Genomic DNA, 16,203 nt, shown 5'->3' with positions numbered 1-16,203 from the left:
AACTCTGGCGGGGGCAAGTGATGGCTATAGAGACGCGTGACGTAGAGGGAATTACAGGGCTGGTAACAGCTGCCCTTGATATTGGAGCAGGCGTGCCAGAGGGGCAATTTCTCTGGTTTCGTGGACTTGGGTTAAGCAGCCACTCGATGCTGCCAAAGATCATGCGGGAAGGTCATCAGGCGGACGCGATTTTTGAGCGAGAGCGCCGTCTTCTCACTCGGTTTCGCCAACGAAGCATGGCGTATTGGCCCGCAGGCTATCCTCAGAGCGATTGGGAGCACCAGTTCGCCATGCAGCATTATGGGATGCCAACTAGGCTGCTCGACTGGAGCGAGAACCTTTTTGTTGCTGCGCACTTCGCGCTAACGCCCTTATCGAACCCGCCCGGTGAGGATGATCTGCCCGCCGTTTGGTGCTTGAATCCTGTCGTTTGGAACCGGTCGGCTCCACAGCTGCGCGACTATGGCGAATCGATCCACGTTCTCACGACGTCCGACGATGAGATCGACGCTTACCGTCCCGACACCACGAAACGCAGGCTACGCTTTCCTCTAGCGATATTTGGAAGCCACAACTCTGACCGCATCGTCTCTCAGAGGGGGACATTCATGGTCTGGGGCAATGACAATACCACCCTCGAAACCTTCACAGATGAAACTCCCGCTCCGGTTTGGAAAATCCGGATTCGCGGCGATAGGGCAGCCTTGGCTCGTGAACTGAGCACGTTGGGTTTCGGAGAAACAATGGTGTTCCCGGAACTGAGTTCCCTAGCTGCGGAGCTTACTCGAATTGAAGGGTGGAGATAAGATGTCCAAGCTAGATCCACTAGAAGAACAAATCGCTGAAGCGCGCCGATCCATTTCGTCTGACGGATACCCGATGAGTATCGGCGAAATAACAAACATGTACAAGGACGGAGAGCTTCGTATCCGACCTGAATTTCAGCGCTTTTATCGGTGGTCAACATCCCAAAAGTCAAAATTGGTCGAAAGCCTTCTTCTGGGGATTCCACTGCCATCTGTTTTCGTGGCGCAGACTGAAGATGGAAAATGGGAACTCGTCGATGGACTACAACGGGTTTCGACAATATTGGAGCTTCAAGGTGAATTGCTTGGCGTAGGCGGGGCTAAACTGAAACCGTTGAAGCTCGAAGGAACCAAATATCTTAAGGCGCTCGAAGGCCGTATTTGGGAATCTGAGAACCCTGCGGAGGGGCTTTCGAGTGCGCAACGATTGGACGTCAAACGTTCGAAACTCGACATCAAAATTATCAAGCGAGAGTCATCTCCAGAGACGAAGTACGATCTATTCCAGCGCCTGAACAACTACGGTACGCCACTCACTTCGGCTGAAATGCGCTCAGCGCTGCTGGTCGCCGTCTCGTCTGACTTTTTCGCTTGGTTGGAAGAGCTAGCACGGCATCCCAGCTTCCTTGAGTCTACTCAACTCAGCGAGCGCCTTCTTGAGGAACGCTACGACCTGGAGCTCGTAACGAGATTCCTTGTGTTACATAATCGACCAGCCGACCGCTTGACGCTGACAGCTCTTCGCGACCTACCAGGAGTGCTGGACGATGAGGCGGTGAGGCTTGCCTCAAGTTACCCTCTGTCCGCCGACGTCCTCGCGCAGACATTTAAAACCACATTTGACATCATCGGCGCCGGTGGTGGAGAAAATGTCTTCAGAAAATGGGATACCGAGAAGCAGGAATTCAAGGGATCATTTTTGAATACGGCTTTCGAAGTATTCGCACTCGGCATCGGATACCACGTGGCTAATGGTAGCCCCTACAAGGCCAACCTACTCGAAACCGTCAAAGATTTCTGGTCTCGAGATCAGATGAAGAAAGGCTTCGCTACAGGGAGGTCAACTGAAGCACGCTTGCTCGACTTTATGCCTCTGGGACGACAGCTAACCGCTGAGTGAGCCCACCCTCGTCCTCTTCGCCGGTCCGAACGGGGCCGGGAAGCCCCCCTTCATCAACCGCGTCCTGCGTCAGCGGGCGGAGGCGTTCCGGTTCGAGACCCCGGACGCGGTGGCGCGCTAAATCCTCCCCCGTCGGGGGAGGTGGCTCGGAGCGAAGCGGAGAGACGGAGGGGGCCAGACGCGGACACGGTGCCTGGGCGAAGCCTGGGTGACGCCAGACCTTGAAGACCCGATGCGCGGTCGGCCCCCTCCACCCCTTCGGGGTACCGTCGTCGGATCGCATGCGATCCTTCCTCCACCCCCGATGGGGGAGGAATGGTGCGTCATAAATCCTCCCCCGTCGGGGGAGGCGGCGCGGCGCTCCTTCAGCGCCGTGACGGAGGGGGTTGGCCGCGGACACGGCACCGGGGCGAAGCTTAGGTCGGGCATGACCTTGAAGACCCGATGCGCGGTCGGCCCCCTCCACCCCCGCGCAAGCGCGCGGCGGTCCCCCTCCCCCGATGGGGGAGGATTTGCAGGGGCGACCGCACACGCTATCGTCGCGCAATGTATCCGCCGAAAACCACCATCGCGCGTGCAAGGGAACTGCGACGGACGATGTCTCTGCCGGAGGTCCTGCTGTGGCAGGCGATCCGGGGGCGCAAACTCGCCGGCATACGCTTCCGGCGACAGCACCCGGTCGGTCCTTACATCCTCGACTTCTGGTGCGAAGCGGCGCAGCTGGCGGTCGAGGTGGATGGGTCGGGGCATGAGCATCCGGTTCAGGCGCGGCATGACGCGCGGCGGACGGAGTGGCTGAACCTGCGTGGGATCGCGGTGTATCGGATCGCGGCGCGGGACGTGCTGGGAAATCTGGAGGGCGTATTGGTCGGCCTGAAACAGCGGGTGTGCGGTGAGCCCCCTCCACCCTTTCGGGGTCCCGTCGTCGGATCGCATGCGATCCTTCCTCCACCCCCGATGGGGGAGGAATAATGCCCACGTTTGGCGGTCCTCCTCGCCGGACCCAACGGCGCCGGGAAGACCACCTTCATCAACCGCTTCCTGCGCGAGCGCGCGGAGGCGTTCCAGTTCGTCAATCCGGACGCGGTCTCACCATTCCTCCCCCGTTGGGGGAGGTGGCGCGGCGCTTCTTCAGCGCCGTGACGGAGGGGGCCCGACGCGGACACGGTGCCTCGGCGAAGCTTCGGTCGTGCCTGATCTTCATAGACCCGATGCGCGGTCGGCCCCCTCCACCCCTTCGGGGTCCCCCTCCCCCGATGGGGGAGGAATGCGCGGGAAGACCCCCTTCCTCCACCGCGTCCTGCGTCAGCGAGCGGAGGCGTTCCGGTTCGTGACCCCGGACGCGGTCTCCCTCTCCCCTCTCTTTCGTCATCCTCCGGCAAGCCGCGTCTTCGCGGCGCAGACCGGGGGACCCAGCGGCCTGCGTCAGCAGGACCCTGTCGCGGACACCGGCGTCGGGCCGAAGCTTCGGTCGGGCCTGACCTTGAAGACCCGATGCGCGGTCGGCCCCCTCCACCCCTTCGGGGTCCCCCTCCCCCGATGGGGGAGGAATGCGCGGGAAGACCCCCTTCATCCACCGCGTCCTGCGTCAGCGGGCGGAGGCGTTGCGGTTCGTGACCCCGGACGCGATCTCACCATTCCTCCCCCGTCGGGGGAGGTGGCGCGGCGCTCCTTCAGCGCCGTGACGGAGGGGGCCCGACGCGGACACGGTGCCTGGGCGAAGCCTGGGTTGCGCCTGATCTTCATAGACCCGATGCGCGGTCGGCCCCCTCCACCCCTTCGGGGTCCCCCTCCCCCGATGGGGGAGGAATGCGCGGGAAGACCCCCTTCATCCACCGCATCCTGCGTCAGCGGGCGGAGGCGTTCCGGTTCGTGACCCCGGACGCGGTCTCACCATTCCTCCCCCGTTGGGGGAGGTGGCGCGGCGCGCCTTCAGCGCCGTGACGGAGGGGGCCCGACGCGGACACGGTGCCTCGGCGAAGCTTCGGTCGTGCCTGATCTTCATAGACCCGATGCGCGGTCGGCCCCCTCCACCCCTTCGGGGTCCCCCTCCCCCGATGGGGGAGGAATGGGGCGGCGTAAATCCTCCCCCATTGGGGGAGGTGGCTCGGAGCGAAGCGCCGTGACGGATGGGGCCCGACGCGGACACGGTGCCACGGCGAAGCTTCGGTCGTACCTGACCTTGGAGACCCGATGCGCGGTCGGCCCCCTCCACCCCTTCGGGGTCCCCCTCCCCCGATGGGGGAGGAATGGTGCGGCGTAAATCCTCCCCCGTTGGGGGAGGTGGCGCGGCGCTCCTTCAGCGCCGTGACGGAGGGGGCCCGACGCGGACACCGCGCCACGGCGAATCCTGGGTGGTGCCTGACGTCATAGACCCGGTGCGCGGCCGGCCCCCTCCACCGCGAAGACGCGGTCCCCCTCCCCCGATGGGGGAGGATTTGATACATTCGCGCCATGGATGCGCCGCGGATCACCATACAGCGTGCCCGAGACCTCCGCCGGACGCTCACCCTGCCGGAGGTGCTCCTGTGGCAGGCGCTGCGTGGGCGACGCCTCGACGGCATCCGCTTCCGGCGACAGCATCCGGTCGGGCCGTACATCCTCGACTTCTATTGCGAGGACGCAAAACTGGCGGTCGAGGTGGATGGGTCGAGGCATGAGCACCCCGATCAGGCGCGGCATGACGCGCGACGAACGGAGTGGCTGAACCTGCGTGGGATCTCGGTGTATCGGATCGCGGCGCGGGACGTGCTGGAACATCCGGACGGCGTCCTGACCCGCCTCAAAGACCGGGTCCAAAATCCTCCCCCCTGGGGGGGGGGGGGGGGGGGGGGGGGGGTGGCTCGGAGCGGAGCGGAGAGACGGAGGGGGCCCGCCGCCGACCTCTGAAACCCGAACTGACTTGACGGACCGCCCATCGATCCGCGATCCCGGTGCGGCATCCCCGGAGCCAGACCCATGCCGATCGACCGCGTTTCCGTGCTGAAAGCCCTCGAAGCCCAGGGCGTCTGCCCGGTCTTCTACAATCCCGACCCCGAGGTCGCGATGAATGTGATCCGGGCCTGTGCGCGCGGCGGGGCGCCGGTGATCGAGTTCACCAACCGGGGCGACTTCGCCGTCGACCTGTTCGCCGAGATTGCGAAGGAGCTGGGCCGGACGGATCCGGACATCATCCTCGGCATCGGCTCGGTGCTCGATGCCGGGACGGCGGCCATGTATCTGAACCGGGCGGCGCGGTTCGTGGTCTCGCCGGCCCTGGTGCCCGAGGTGGCGACGGTCTGTAACCGGCGGATGGTGGCCTATTTCCCGGGCTGCGGCTCGGTGCGCGACATCACCGAGGCCCATGCGCTCGGCTGCGACATCATCAAACTCTTCCCGGGCGCCAGCGTCGGCGGGCCGGACTTCGTCAAGGCCGTCATGGGGCCCATGCCCTGGACCAGGATCATGCCGACCGGCGGCGTCGACCCCGACGCCGCCTCCATCGCGAAATGGTTCGGCGCCGGGATCGTGGCGGCGGGCATGGGCTCCAAACTGGTCACCGACGCGGCGGTGAAGGCGGGCGACTGGGCCGGGATCGAGACCTCGGTCCGTGGCGCCGTCGACGCCGTCGCCGCCTTCAGACGGGGGTAGGGTCCCCCGTCAGGCCAGGTCGAACCGGTCCGCGTTCATCACCTTCGCCCACGCCGCCACGAAGTCCGTGACGAACTTCCCGGCATTGTCGGACTGGCCATAGACCTCGGCCAGGGCCCGCAGCTGAGAGTTGGAGCCGAACACCAGGTCGACGCGGGTCGCCGTCCACTTCAGGTCGCCGGTCGCCCGGTCGCGGCCCTCGAACTGGACCTCCTCGTCGGAGGTCGCGGTCCAGACCGTGCCCATGTCGAGCAGGTTGACGAAGACGTCGTTGGTCAGCTGGCCGGGGCGCTTCGTAAAGACCCCGTGCCGGACGCCGTCGGTGTTGGCGTTCAGCGCGCGCAGCCCGCCCCACAGCACCGTCATCTCGGGCGCCGTCAGGGTCAGCAGCTGGGCCCGGTCGATCATCATCTCCTCGGCCGTCAGGCTGAACGGGCCCCGCTGATAGTTGCGGAAGGCGTCGGCCTCGGGCTCCAGCACCGAGAAGGACTCGATGTCGGTCTGTTCCTGGGAGGCGTCGGCCCGGCCCGGGGTGAAGGGCGCCGCGACATCATGGCCGGCCGCCTTGGCCGCCGCCTGCACCGCGAGCGTGCCGGCCAGCACGATCAGGTCGGCCAGGGACACCGTCTTGCCGCCCGCGTTGAAGTCGGACCGGATGGCCTCCAGCACGCCCAGCACCTTCGACAGCTGCGCCGGCTGGTTGACCGGCCAGCTGCGCTGCGGCTCCAGCCGGATGCGTGCACCGTTGGCGCCGCCGCGCTTGTCCGACCCGCGGAAGGTCGAGGCCGAGGCCCAGGCCGTGGCCACCAGCTCGGTGACCGACAGTCCGGACGCCAGGATCTTATCCTTCAGCGCGCCGACGTCCGCCGCGTCGATCAGGGGGTGATCGACCGCCGGGATCGGATCCTGCCACAGCAGCTCCTCCTGCGGCACGAGCGGGCCGAGGTAGCGCTCTTTCGGCCCCATGTCGCGGTGGGTCAGCTTGAACCAGGCGCGGGCGAAGGCGTCGCGGAACTGTTCGGGGTCGGCATGGAACCGCTTCGAAATTTCCAGATAGGCGGGGTCGGTGCGCAGGGCGATGTCGGTGGTCGCCATCATCGGCGCATGACGCCGCGACGGGTCGTGGGCGTCGGGCACCAGGGTGTCGGCGGCGCGGTCCACCGGCCGCCATTGCTGGGCGCCGGCGGGGCTCTTCGTCAGCTCCCACTCGTGGCCGAACAGGGTGTCGAAATAGCCGTTGTCCCACTGGATCGGATTGGGCGTCCAGGCCCCTTCCAGACCCGAGGTGATGGTGTGAACGCCCTTGCCGCTTTCCCAGCTGTTCTTCCAGCCGAAGCCCTGTTCCACGATGCCCGCGCCTTCCGGCTCGACGCCGACATGTTTCACATCGCCCGCGCCGTGGGCCTTGCCGAAGGTGTGGCCGCCGGCGATCAGGGCGACGGTCTCCTCGTCGTTCATGGCCATCCGGGCGAAGGTCTCGCGGATATCCCTGGCCGAGGCCATCGGGTCAGCCTTGCCGTTCGGCCCTTCCGGATTGACGTAGATCAGCCCCATCTGGACGGCGGCGAGCGGCTTATCCAGCTGGCGTTCGCCCTCGTAGCGGTCGTCGGCCAGCCAGGTGTCCTCGGCGCCCCAGTGGACGTCCTCCGACGGCTCCCAGACGTCCTCGCGGCCGAAGCCGAAGCCGAAGGTCTCGAAGCCCATCGTCTCCATGCCGACGTCGGCGGACAGGATCATCAGGTCGGCCCAGCTGACCTGGTTGCCGTATTTCTGCTTGATCGGCCACAGCAGGCGGCGCGCCTTGTCGAGGTTGCCGTTGTCGGGCCAGGAGTTCAGCGGCGCGAACCTCTGGGTGCCCGAGCCCGAGCCGCCACGCCCGTCGCCGGTCCGATAGGTCCCGGCCGAGTGCCAGGCCATGCGCACGAAGAACGGACCATAGTGGCCATAGTCGGCGGGCCACCAGTCCTGGCTGTCGGTCTGGAGCGCCCGCAGGTCAGCCTTCAGCGCCTCGATGTCCAGTTTCGCGACCTCATCCCGGTATTTGAACGTCGGGGCGAACGGGCTGACCAGCGACGAATGCTGCGACAGGATTTTCAGGTTCAGCTGGTTCGGCCACCAGTCGCGGTTCGAGCGTCCGCCGAAGCTGGTGTGAAACCGCACGCCGTGGCCCAGCGGGCACTGGGTGGTGGGTTCGACGAGGTCGTTTCCGTCCATGGGCATGGGTCTTCTCCGATCAGGGTCCGGGTTGGATGTGCAAGGGGTAACAGAGCAGGGCCGAGAGATTAAGTCGATTAAACTGATGCTGAGGATCAACTGCGGTTATGATCGGGCTCGACAAAAAGGCGGCGGGATTGCTCCCGCCGCCCGATTGTCCGAACCCTGACCAGATCTAGCCCGCCAGCCTTCCCAGCAGGGCCGACAGGGAGGCCATCCGCGCCTTGGTCGCATCGGTCGCGTCGTCCGGAGCGGTCGCCAGAGCCGTCGCCAGCGCGCCCGCCGACGCCTTGTCGGCAGATCCCGAACGCCAGCCGGCGATCACCGAGCGGACGCGCGTCTCGACGCCGTCCTCGATCGCGTCGGTGCGGGCCAGTTGATCGACATAGGCGGCCGCCACGTCCGGGCTGTCGGCCCATTCGATCTTCGTCTGGGTCTGCGGATTGATCTCTGCGGCCATGATGGCCTCGGCCGCCGCGATCTCCGCCGCCGACAGCTGGTCCGACGGCAGCAGCTTGAGCACGTCCAGCCCGCGCGCGATCTCGCTGGAGTAGATCCGGCCGTTCATCCAGTAGGCCGACCAGGTTCCGCCGACATACAGCCGCTCGGCGCTGATCGGACCGCGGTCGAACCAGGCGATCTCCACGGGCTTCGCCGCGTCGGTAAAGTCCATGATCGAGATGCCGCCCTGGTACCAGGACTGGACCATCAGGTCGCGGCCCGGGACCGGGATGATGTTGCCGTTGTGGGCCACGCAGTTCTCGGTCGCGCCTTGCGTCGTCGGCAGTTTGTGGAAGCTGCGGCCGGTCAGGGTGCGGTCGGCGATCGTGGCGATCATATTGGCGCCCCAGGTCGCGGGATCCTCGGCCCGGCAGCGTGCGCCGATGCCGCCGCCCCACTCGTCGGTGAAGACCACCTTGTCGCCGGCGTTGTTGAAGGTCGCGGAGTGCCAGTAGGCCATGTCGGGATCGAAGATGTCCGAGGTCCGGCGCGGGTTCACCGGGTCGGTGATGTCCAGCAGGATGCCGTTGCCGCTGCAGGCGCCGCCCGCCAGTCCGATCTCCGGATAGACGGTGATGTCATGGCACTGGTTGGTCTGGGCCGTGTTCTGGGTGGCGATGCCCGCCCGTCCGCCGCGCCACAGGCCCGCGACCAGACCCGTCGTCGCATCGGCGAAGATGCGCGGCCGGTTGACCAGTTCCGCGGTCTCGGGATGGTCCAGCGGCACCTTGATCACGTCGATCGAGAACAGGGCCGTCTCCGGGTTTTCGCCCGGCTGGCCGTCGGTGCAGATGTCCAGTTCCTCGGACTTGCGCACGCCTGAAGTCCCCTGGCCGTAAACGTAGAGCAGATTGGCGTCGGTGGGATGCGGCACCAGGGTGTGGGTGTGAGACCCGCGGCAGGTCTGGACCGCCGCGATCTGGCGCGGATCGTTCAGGTCCGAGATGTCGAAGATCCGCACCCCGCGGAAGCGTTCTGCACTGACATCGCCTTCGTTGCCGGCGCCGCTGCAGTCCAGCCGCCCGCGGTTCTCCTCGACCGACATGAACAGCAGGTTTCCGTGCACCGAGACGTCGCCCTGCCCGCCGGGGCAGACCACCGACATGACCAGCCGGGGCGCGTCACCCGTGACGTCGTAGGCGTTGAAGCCGTTGAAATTGCCGACGAACAACCGGCCGTTCGACATCGCCAGGTCGGTGTTCGCCATGCCCAGGACGCTGAAGGCGGGGTTGCCTTCAGCCGAGGCCATCATGGCGGCGCGCTCCTCGTCGGTCTTCGGCGGCGAGAACATCGTCTCGCTGGTGCCGAAGCCCGGCGCGTGCGGCGTATGGCTGAGGAGGGCCAGCCCCACGGCCGCCTGCCCGGCGTCGTCATATCCGGCCGACAGGCTCGAGCGGGCGTCGGTCCCGATGACCTGAACCGACCCGCCCGCTGACGACTGCTGTGCCGCCGCGGCGGTCGCCCCCAGCAACAGGCCCAATACTGCAACGGAAGAGAGGGCGGCGACGGAGGAAAGCAGGGTGCGACGGACGGTCATGGCGGGCCTCGTTCGAAGGAGTGAAATGCGAAGGTTCAGAGTTCAGCGGACAGGGACTGCATGCGCAGGATCTCGGTCGCCTGATCGGCAACGACCGCAGTGGTGAAGTCGGACAACAGCGTGTCCTGTGCGGCGTCGGGCGTCTCCATCAGGGCGCCGACCATGTCGATCGCCCCCTGATGATGCTGGATCATCCCGGACAGGAACAACCGGTCGAAATCGGGCCCGCTCGCCGCCGCCAGGGTCCGCATCTGGCGCGGCGTCAGCATCCCGGCCATCAACGGGGTGTCGTCGGGATCAGGTCCGTGGCCCATGCTCCCGTGCCCCATCGCGGCGTGATCCATCCCGGCATGCCCCGCATCATGGTCCATGCCCGGCATCGTCCCGGGCTGACCCCGCTCGGCCAGCCAGCCGCGCATCAGGGCGATCTCGGCGTCCTGGCTCAGGGCGATGCGACGCCCCAGAAGCTTCACCCGCCGGTCCGACCCGCGCGTGTCCAGCAGGGCGACCATCTCCACCGCCTGGGCGTGGTGGACGATCATATGCTGCATGAAGCCGACGTCCGCCGCGGTGAAGCTCGTCCGCCCCAGGGCCATCGCCTGCTCCGGCGTCACGATCCGCGACGGCTGTCCCGGCGCACCGGGCTGGAAGATCGGCACGGACTGGAGGGCAGGAGACTGGCCGGCCGCAATCAGTGCGGAGGCCGGACCCGTCGCCAGCGACGTCACCAGTGCCAGAAGAAGACCGAACTCACCGCGCACGCCACACCACTCCCGCGCCGCACATTTCGGCCTCAATCCAGACTAGGCCCTGGCCGCGCTCCGGGGCAAGCGGCTTGCCGACATGGTCAGGCCCGGCGGTCGCCCCGGTCCTCGTCCTCGACTCCGTCCTCGTTCTCGACCCCGTCCTCGTCGTACGGGTCGCGATACCCCAGCTTCTCCAGCAGGAAGGCCTGCGCCGCCATATCCTGCGGCGAGGGTCTGTAGACCTCCTCGATCGTCCGCTCGCTCAGCCGCGCATAGGCCTCCGCCAGCCCGGCCAGAGCCCTGGCCTCGGCCCACAGCCGCCCCTTCATGGCCCGGCCGGAGGCCAGGATCGCCGCCTTGGCCAGAGCGCCGGGATCGCCGGCATCCGGGTCCTCCACCGGCGGCGGAGCGAACAGGGCGGTCAGGGTCGGCTCGACCGTCTCCCCCCGGGGCCCCAGCTTCGCGTCCCGCGCCTTGGTCGCCAGCGTCACCGCCCTGGCGAGCGCCCGCGCCCGCTGGTCGCCGCAGTCGCGTGCGGTCATCTTCGCCGCGTTGACGTGACGATAGACGGAGTTGGGCGCCACCTTCCGCTTGGCGCCGAGCTGTTTCGCCGTCGCGCCATTGGCATATTCCTCGACGATCAGGGCCCAGGTCTCGTCCGGGAGACGGAAATAGGTCGCGGCGGCTTCGGGTGTCGCTCTGGCCATGCCGACAGTGTGCGGGCACCGCGACCCTGTGCGCGGATAAAGCCCCTGAATAATCCCGGCCTTTGATCGGCAAGGCGAAATCGGGGGATGTGTTGATGGGTATAAGGATCCTCCCCCCTTGGGGGTGGAGGAAGGATCGCATGCGATCCGACGACGGGACCGCCGCCAATCCTCCCCCATCGGGGGAGGGGGACCGCGAAGCGGTGTAGGGGGCCGGCCGCAGCCTCGCCGTCAGCCGACGGAGCCCCACTGTTCCGCCATCGCCTTGGCCCATTCCAACCCTCACGCCCGAAATTGCTCAGGCATCGCCCTAACTTCTGCCGTGTCGTTGTTGGATTGCCTTGGCTATTCGGGTGACAGCACGTTGGTAAAGCTGGCGTACAGGCTGCCAAGGTCTTTCGACCTGATACGGAACTGGTTTCGACGCTTTAGTTGCGGTCGGTCACCGGATGCACCTTCCAGCTTGATGCCGGGGTCATAAATGACTTGGCCAACAGAAACCGCGTGAAGGAAGCGGTTGAAATCTGTCCCTTCTCCGAAACGCCAACTGTCACTGTAGAGATACTCGGCGTCCGGTTTTCCTCGGCACATGTTGGCGACATACGCCGCCTGTGCGTGTTTCCGGTTCCAATGGGACAAGAGGCCAGCGAAAGGCCATCCTGCGGCAACCGTGTCGTTATCTTGGAGCAGGACCAGTGATCCCAACGGATTGTCGATCCTGCAGTCGTTGTATCCGTCCAGGCGTAGCGTTAGCCCGGTGCGCGAGTTGCGCTCATTGATCCGGTGCGGGCTCGAAAAATTCAGCCGATCTGGAATGCCAGCATCACTGTACCCAAACCTACGAACGAACTGCGCCGCACCGTCGTCGCGGTAAATGCCGGTGGTCGGTTCGGGCGTCATCAGGGTCAGATTGCCGGTCGGCGTCCGATCGAAGCCCACCACAGTATGTGTCTTTAGCTCCCAGCCCTCGTAGTCCGGTTCGCTGCGTCCGTTCGGTGAGATTCCGAACTGCGCCTCAAGCGTCAGGCCACCGCAGTTTGGCCCCCGGCAAACGCCGACAGTTCCGTCAGCAGATAGTTTTTGCGCCCTTACCCAACCCAAATCTGAAATGGCTTTGAGTTTATCGATAAGGAACTCCCGTGCGCCACGGGCCTTCCCGCCCAAGGCGGATTTGAATGCCCCGTATTGTGTGTCTGACGACAAGGCCTCTACAGCCGCGGCCAACTGTGGGTCGAGGCTCGCAAACGCATAGATTTCTCCGGCGCTTCCGACACTAAGAAACAACGTTCTGTAAGGGTCTCGAGATGTCATCACGCTGTTCGGCGCATCCCTCGTACCCCGAAGGAATCCAGACAGGCGTACCTCAGGGTACTGCGGGTAAAGTATCAACTGAGCGTGCGGTGCGTTCTGAGGCGCAGCCTCCGGCTTCACCCAATAGAAATTGAGCTTGGCTTTCAGCACGGCGGTTCCGCTTTCGCTGACTTCTTCTCGCACATCTTCCATCGGAAGGACGTTCAGAATGTCGAGGCTGCCAGCCACGTAGATCTGATTCTTGGAGTTGTCGTTGGGTGCCAAGGCCTTGCAGATAATCTGTCGCGCGCCATGCCGTTTCATCAAATCGACGACTTCAGAGATCAGCACTCAGACCCTGCTTTCAATGTGATATTCGCTTCCGGATCGCCAGATTTCAACCAAAGGTGCACACGTGAAACTACCGCGTCAATTCCTGTCGCTTGGTGCCCTTTGATTGAGCACTCCCAAATCTGCATCACACGCCAGCCCTCGGCCAACAACTGCGCCCGCGCCGCCGCATCGACGGCCTGATTGCGCTCGATTTTCTGTTTCCAGAATTCCGGCCGCGTCTTCGGCCATTTGAACAGATGACAGTCGTGCCCGTGCCAGAAGCATCCGTGCACGAAGATCACCGCCCGGTATTTCGGCAGACAAAGATCCGGCTTCCCCGGCAGGTCCTTGCAGTGGATCCGGTAGCGAAACCCGCGCGCATGCAGCGCCTTGCGGATCGTCAGTTCGGGTTTGGTATTCTTGCCCCGGATGCCGGACATCATCCGGCTTCGCGTCGCCGCATCGACGACGTCAGCCAACCGCCACCTTGCGCTGCGCAGCCAGGGCCTTGAACAGGTGCGGCTTCATATGTTCGGCCACGGCCTTCACCGCCGGAACGACGACCGAGTTTCCGAACTGGCGATAGGCCTGGGTGTCCGACACCGGGATGATGAACTCATTCCCCTGCGCCTCATCGAACCCCATCAGCCGGGCGCACTCTCTCGGCGTCAGCCGCCTCGGCGCCTTGCCATCCTCCTGTTTGATCAGGATTTCGGACCCGTCCTTGTAGTAGCGGGCGGACAGGGTGCGGGCGACATCGTCAGGCCCGACCAGACCGAAGCCGAAGCCGTTCCCCGCCGCCTGGTGCTTCTCCTTGTACCGCTGCAGATAGTTCCAGAGGTGATCGGTCAGCGTGTACTTCTCCGACACGCGCCCGGAATTCCCCACGGTGAACCTCTGGTCCGGCGCTTCCGACCCGTCGCCGGGATGCAGGATGTCTCTCAGCTTCGGTGCGGCGTCCGGGGCCTTCAGGTCGGCGAACCGGAACCCCTGATCCTCACGGAAACCGATGATGAATATCCGCTCGCGATGCTGCGGCGTCCAGGACCGGCCGTCGATGACGCGCCAGTCGATGGTGTAGCCGAGCTCCTCGGTCAGGACGTCCTTGATCGTCTGGAAGGTCTTGCCCTTGTCGTGACCGATCAGGTTGCGGACATTCTCCAGCAGGAAGGCCGCAGGCCGATGATGGGCGATGATCCGCGCCACATCGAAAAACAGCGTGCCCTGGGTCTTGTCCTCAAACCCGTGGGCGCGCCCCAAGGCGTTCTTCTTGGACACGCCCGCGATCGAAAACGGCTGGCACGGGAACCCGGCCAGCAGCACGTCATGCGGCGGGATGTCCTCGACATCGACCTTGGTGATGTCGCCGTTGATCTCGTGATCGTCGTCCGGGAAGTTCGCGGCGTAGGTCTTCTGACTGTACTTGTCCCACTCGGACGTGAAGACGCACTGACCACCGATGGACTCGAAGCCGCGCCGCAGTCCACCGATCCCGGCGAACAGGTCGATGAAGGTGAAGTCGGCCGGAGCTTCGCCCTTGTCTCCGCGAACGAGCTTCAGCTTCGGCTGGGCGGCGACCGGTTTCGCCGGTCCGTCGATATAGCCAAGTTGCACTGCCTTGTCGGCCGCTGCCTGGCCCGCTTGTTTCACCATGCTGGCGTACTCCGACACGGCTGATTCTCCGCGTTCACAAGGATCGCAGACTGCCAGGCTAATGCCAGGAGAACAAGTCAGGAACGTTCGGGCCTGCGAAAGTCGCTCGAAGCCCGAGTTTGGCGCCCCCTACTCCGCCCGCACCAGCACCCCGTCCACCGGCTGCACCACCCCGTTCGACACCACCGTCTCCGCCCCGGTCAGGCGGGCGGTCGCGCCGTCGGCGGCGGTGACCACAACGACGTCGCCGTCCTTCGAGAAGGTCAGCAGTGCGTCGGACATGGTCCGCATCTGGACGCCGTCGGCACCGCCGCGCGCCAGGGCGGCCTCGATGTCGGCCCGCGTCAGGGCGCCGGGCACGATGTGGGCGCGCAACAGGGCCGCGCCCTGGGCCTTCATGGCCTCGCCCGCGAGCTCGGACCCGGCGGTTCCGAGCGCCGCGTTGACGGGGGCGAAGACGGTATAGGGCCCCTTGCCGTCCAGCACTTCGGACAGGCCGGCGTTCCTGACGACCCCCTCCAGCGAGTCGAGATCGCCCGCGTCGGCGATAGCCGCCGCCAGCGTCCGGGTCGAGGGTGCCGCGACGCCGTCGGGGCCGGCCGTGTCGGCGTCCCGGCCGCACCCGGACAGGCACAGGACCATCAGGGGCGCGAGCGCCCACAGTCTTTGAGTGTTCATCGGTCCCTCAGGTCAAAAGCTGGATGACGGCCTGCACCAGCTGTGTGGTGGGGTCGACCTGGTACAGGGAGCCGTCGTTGTACCGGTACTGGCTCTGTGCGCTGTCGGCGTACTGGTTCCGATAGGCATAGGGCACGTTATAGACGTCGTAGCCGGCGGGCAGCCGCTGGCCGACGTTGACCTGCTGGCCGGTCAACAGGGCCGCGACCTGGCCGATCGACGAGGTCTGCGGATCGACGCGGTACAGCACGCCGTCGGCATAGCGATACTGCGCCCCGTCGGTCAGGCCGAAATATTGCGACAGCGACTGCGGCGGCTGCTGATAGGCGTACTGGCTGGGCCAGGTGTTGCCCGGCGACAGGATGCCGCCCAGCACGGGCAGATAGCCCAGCAGGCCGCCCTGCGCCGTCGTGCGGTACACATAGCCGTCGCGGTACCGGTAGTCGCCGTCGCCGCCCAGCGTGCGCCAGACATAGTTGTAGCGGTTATAGGGATCCTGGGCCCGCTCGATCTGACGCGCCTGTCCCGGCGGCAGACAGCCGTTGTCGCGCGTCGCCAACCCCGGCGGGCACCCGTTCATCATCCCACGATTGGCCTCGCGACGCAGCACGACCACGCCGTTGTCGACCGTGACCCGTTGTTCGACCTCGCGGCGGACGTCCCGTTCCATCCGGTCCTGACTGCGCGCCATATCGCGGGCGACGTCGGGCATACGGCCCTCGACCTGCCGCTCCATGCGGTCGTTGCCGCGGCCGTTATCGCCGCCCCGGTTGTCGTTGCCGTTGCCGCGTTCCTGCCGGGCGTTGTCGCCCCCGCCATTGCCGTTGCCCCGGCCATTACCGTTGCCGTTCTGGGCCATCGCGGCACCTGAGATGGCCAGGGTCAGCGCCAGCGCGCTCGTCAGGGTGATTGATCGTCTCATCGTCAGACTCCTCGTCCAGACGATGACAACGTGCGCGGATCATGGCCGTTCCGGTGCCGGGCTCCG

The 16,203-nt window shown here is 65.6% G+C and carries 14 protein-coding genes; 5 read left to right on the top strand and 9 right to left on the bottom strand.

Annotated features, from left to right (window positions below; genetic code table 11):
- Positions 1–20: 20 nt before the first annotated feature.
- The 5 genes from ACW18A_RS01285 to ACW18A_RS01265 all read left to right on the top strand — a co-directional run bounded on the left by ACW18A_RS01285 (position 21) and on the right by ACW18A_RS01265 (position 5,556).
- Positions 21–806, top strand: a complete 786-nt coding sequence (locus ACW18A_RS01285) for an FRG domain-containing protein (RefSeq protein ID WP_492023014.1) — start codon at positions 21–23, stop codon at positions 804–806.
- A 1-nt stretch (position 807) separates the two neighbouring features.
- The gene (locus ACW18A_RS01280; protein WP_492023013.1) at positions 808–1,926 is read left to right on the top strand and encodes a GmrSD restriction endonuclease domain-containing protein; all 1,119 of its coding nucleotides are present in this window, start codon (positions 808–810) and stop codon (positions 1,924–1,926) included.
- Between the two features lie 546 nt (positions 1,927–2,472).
- Positions 2,473–2,898, top strand: a complete 426-nt coding sequence (locus ACW18A_RS01275) for an endonuclease domain-containing protein (RefSeq protein WP_492023012.1) — start codon at positions 2,473–2,475, stop codon at positions 2,896–2,898.
- Between the two features lie 1,482 nt (positions 2,899–4,380).
- Complete coding sequence (locus tag ACW18A_RS01270) at positions 4,381–4,815, top strand: endonuclease domain-containing protein (protein WP_492023011.1); 435 nt, start codon at positions 4,381–4,383, stop codon at positions 4,813–4,815.
- A gap of 69 nt (positions 4,816–4,884) precedes the next feature.
- Positions 4,885–5,556 (top strand): bifunctional 4-hydroxy-2-oxoglutarate aldolase/2-dehydro-3-deoxy-phosphogluconate aldolase, encoded by a 672-nt coding sequence (locus ACW18A_RS01265; protein WP_492023010.1) that lies wholly within the window; start codon positions 4,885–4,887, stop codon positions 5,554–5,556.
- A 9-nt stretch (positions 5,557–5,565) separates the two neighbouring features.
- Here ACW18A_RS01265 and katG read toward each other — a convergent pair whose 3' ends face one another.
- The 9 genes from katG to ACW18A_RS01220 all read right to left on the bottom strand — a co-directional run bounded on the left by katG (position 5,566) and on the right by ACW18A_RS01220 (position 16,137).
- Positions 5,566–7,770 carry a catalase/peroxidase HPI gene (gene katG, locus ACW18A_RS01260; RefSeq protein WP_492024312.1) on the bottom strand — a complete coding sequence of 735 codons (2,205 nt, stop codon included), beginning with the start codon at positions 7,768–7,770 and terminating at the stop codon, positions 5,566–5,568.
- Between the two features lie 175 nt (positions 7,771–7,945).
- Entirely contained in the window at positions 7,946–9,808 is a 1,863-nt protein-coding gene (locus tag ACW18A_RS01255; RefSeq protein WP_492023009.1) for an LVIVD repeat-containing protein, read from the bottom strand.
- Between the two features lie 35 nt (positions 9,809–9,843).
- Positions 9,844–10,569, bottom strand: coding sequence for a DUF305 domain-containing protein (locus tag ACW18A_RS01250; RefSeq protein ID WP_492023008.1), 726 nt, complete (start codon positions 10,567–10,569; stop codon positions 9,844–9,846).
- 86 nt (positions 10,570–10,655) lie between these two features.
- Positions 10,656–11,261: a hypothetical protein gene (locus ACW18A_RS01245; protein WP_492023007.1), complete on the bottom strand. Its 606-nt coding sequence runs from the start codon at positions 11,259–11,261 to the stop codon at positions 10,656–10,658.
- A 345-nt stretch (positions 11,262–11,606) separates the two neighbouring features.
- Positions 11,607–12,902, bottom strand: coding sequence for an MvaI/BcnI family restriction endonuclease (locus ACW18A_RS01240; RefSeq protein WP_492023006.1), 1,296 nt, complete (start codon positions 12,900–12,902; stop codon positions 11,607–11,609).
- Positions 12,896–13,363 carry a very short patch repair endonuclease gene (locus ACW18A_RS01235; protein WP_492023005.1) on the bottom strand — a complete coding sequence of 156 codons (468 nt, stop codon included), beginning with the start codon at positions 13,361–13,363 and terminating at the stop codon, positions 12,896–12,898. The genes ACW18A_RS01240 and ACW18A_RS01235 overlap by 7 nt, the downstream gene beginning before the upstream one ends.
- Entirely contained in the window at positions 13,356–14,537 is a 1,182-nt protein-coding gene (dcm, locus tag ACW18A_RS01230) for a DNA (cytosine-5-)-methyltransferase (protein WP_492023004.1), read from the bottom strand. Before dcm ends, ACW18A_RS01235 begins: the two co-directional genes overlap by 8 nt.
- Positions 14,538–14,666: 129 nt before the next feature.
- Entirely contained in the window at positions 14,667–15,215 is a 549-nt protein-coding gene (locus ACW18A_RS01225; RefSeq protein WP_492023003.1) for a fasciclin domain-containing protein, read from the bottom strand.
- Between the two features lie 7 nt (positions 15,216–15,222).
- Complete coding sequence (locus ACW18A_RS01220) at positions 15,223–16,137, bottom strand: hypothetical protein (RefSeq protein ID WP_492023002.1); 915 nt, start codon at positions 16,135–16,137, stop codon at positions 15,223–15,225.
- Between the last annotated feature and the right edge of the window lie 66 nt (positions 16,138–16,203).

Source organism: Brevundimonas sp. AVps5 (assembly GCF_058681515.1).
This window is presented reverse-complemented; position numbering and strand designations above follow the sequence as displayed.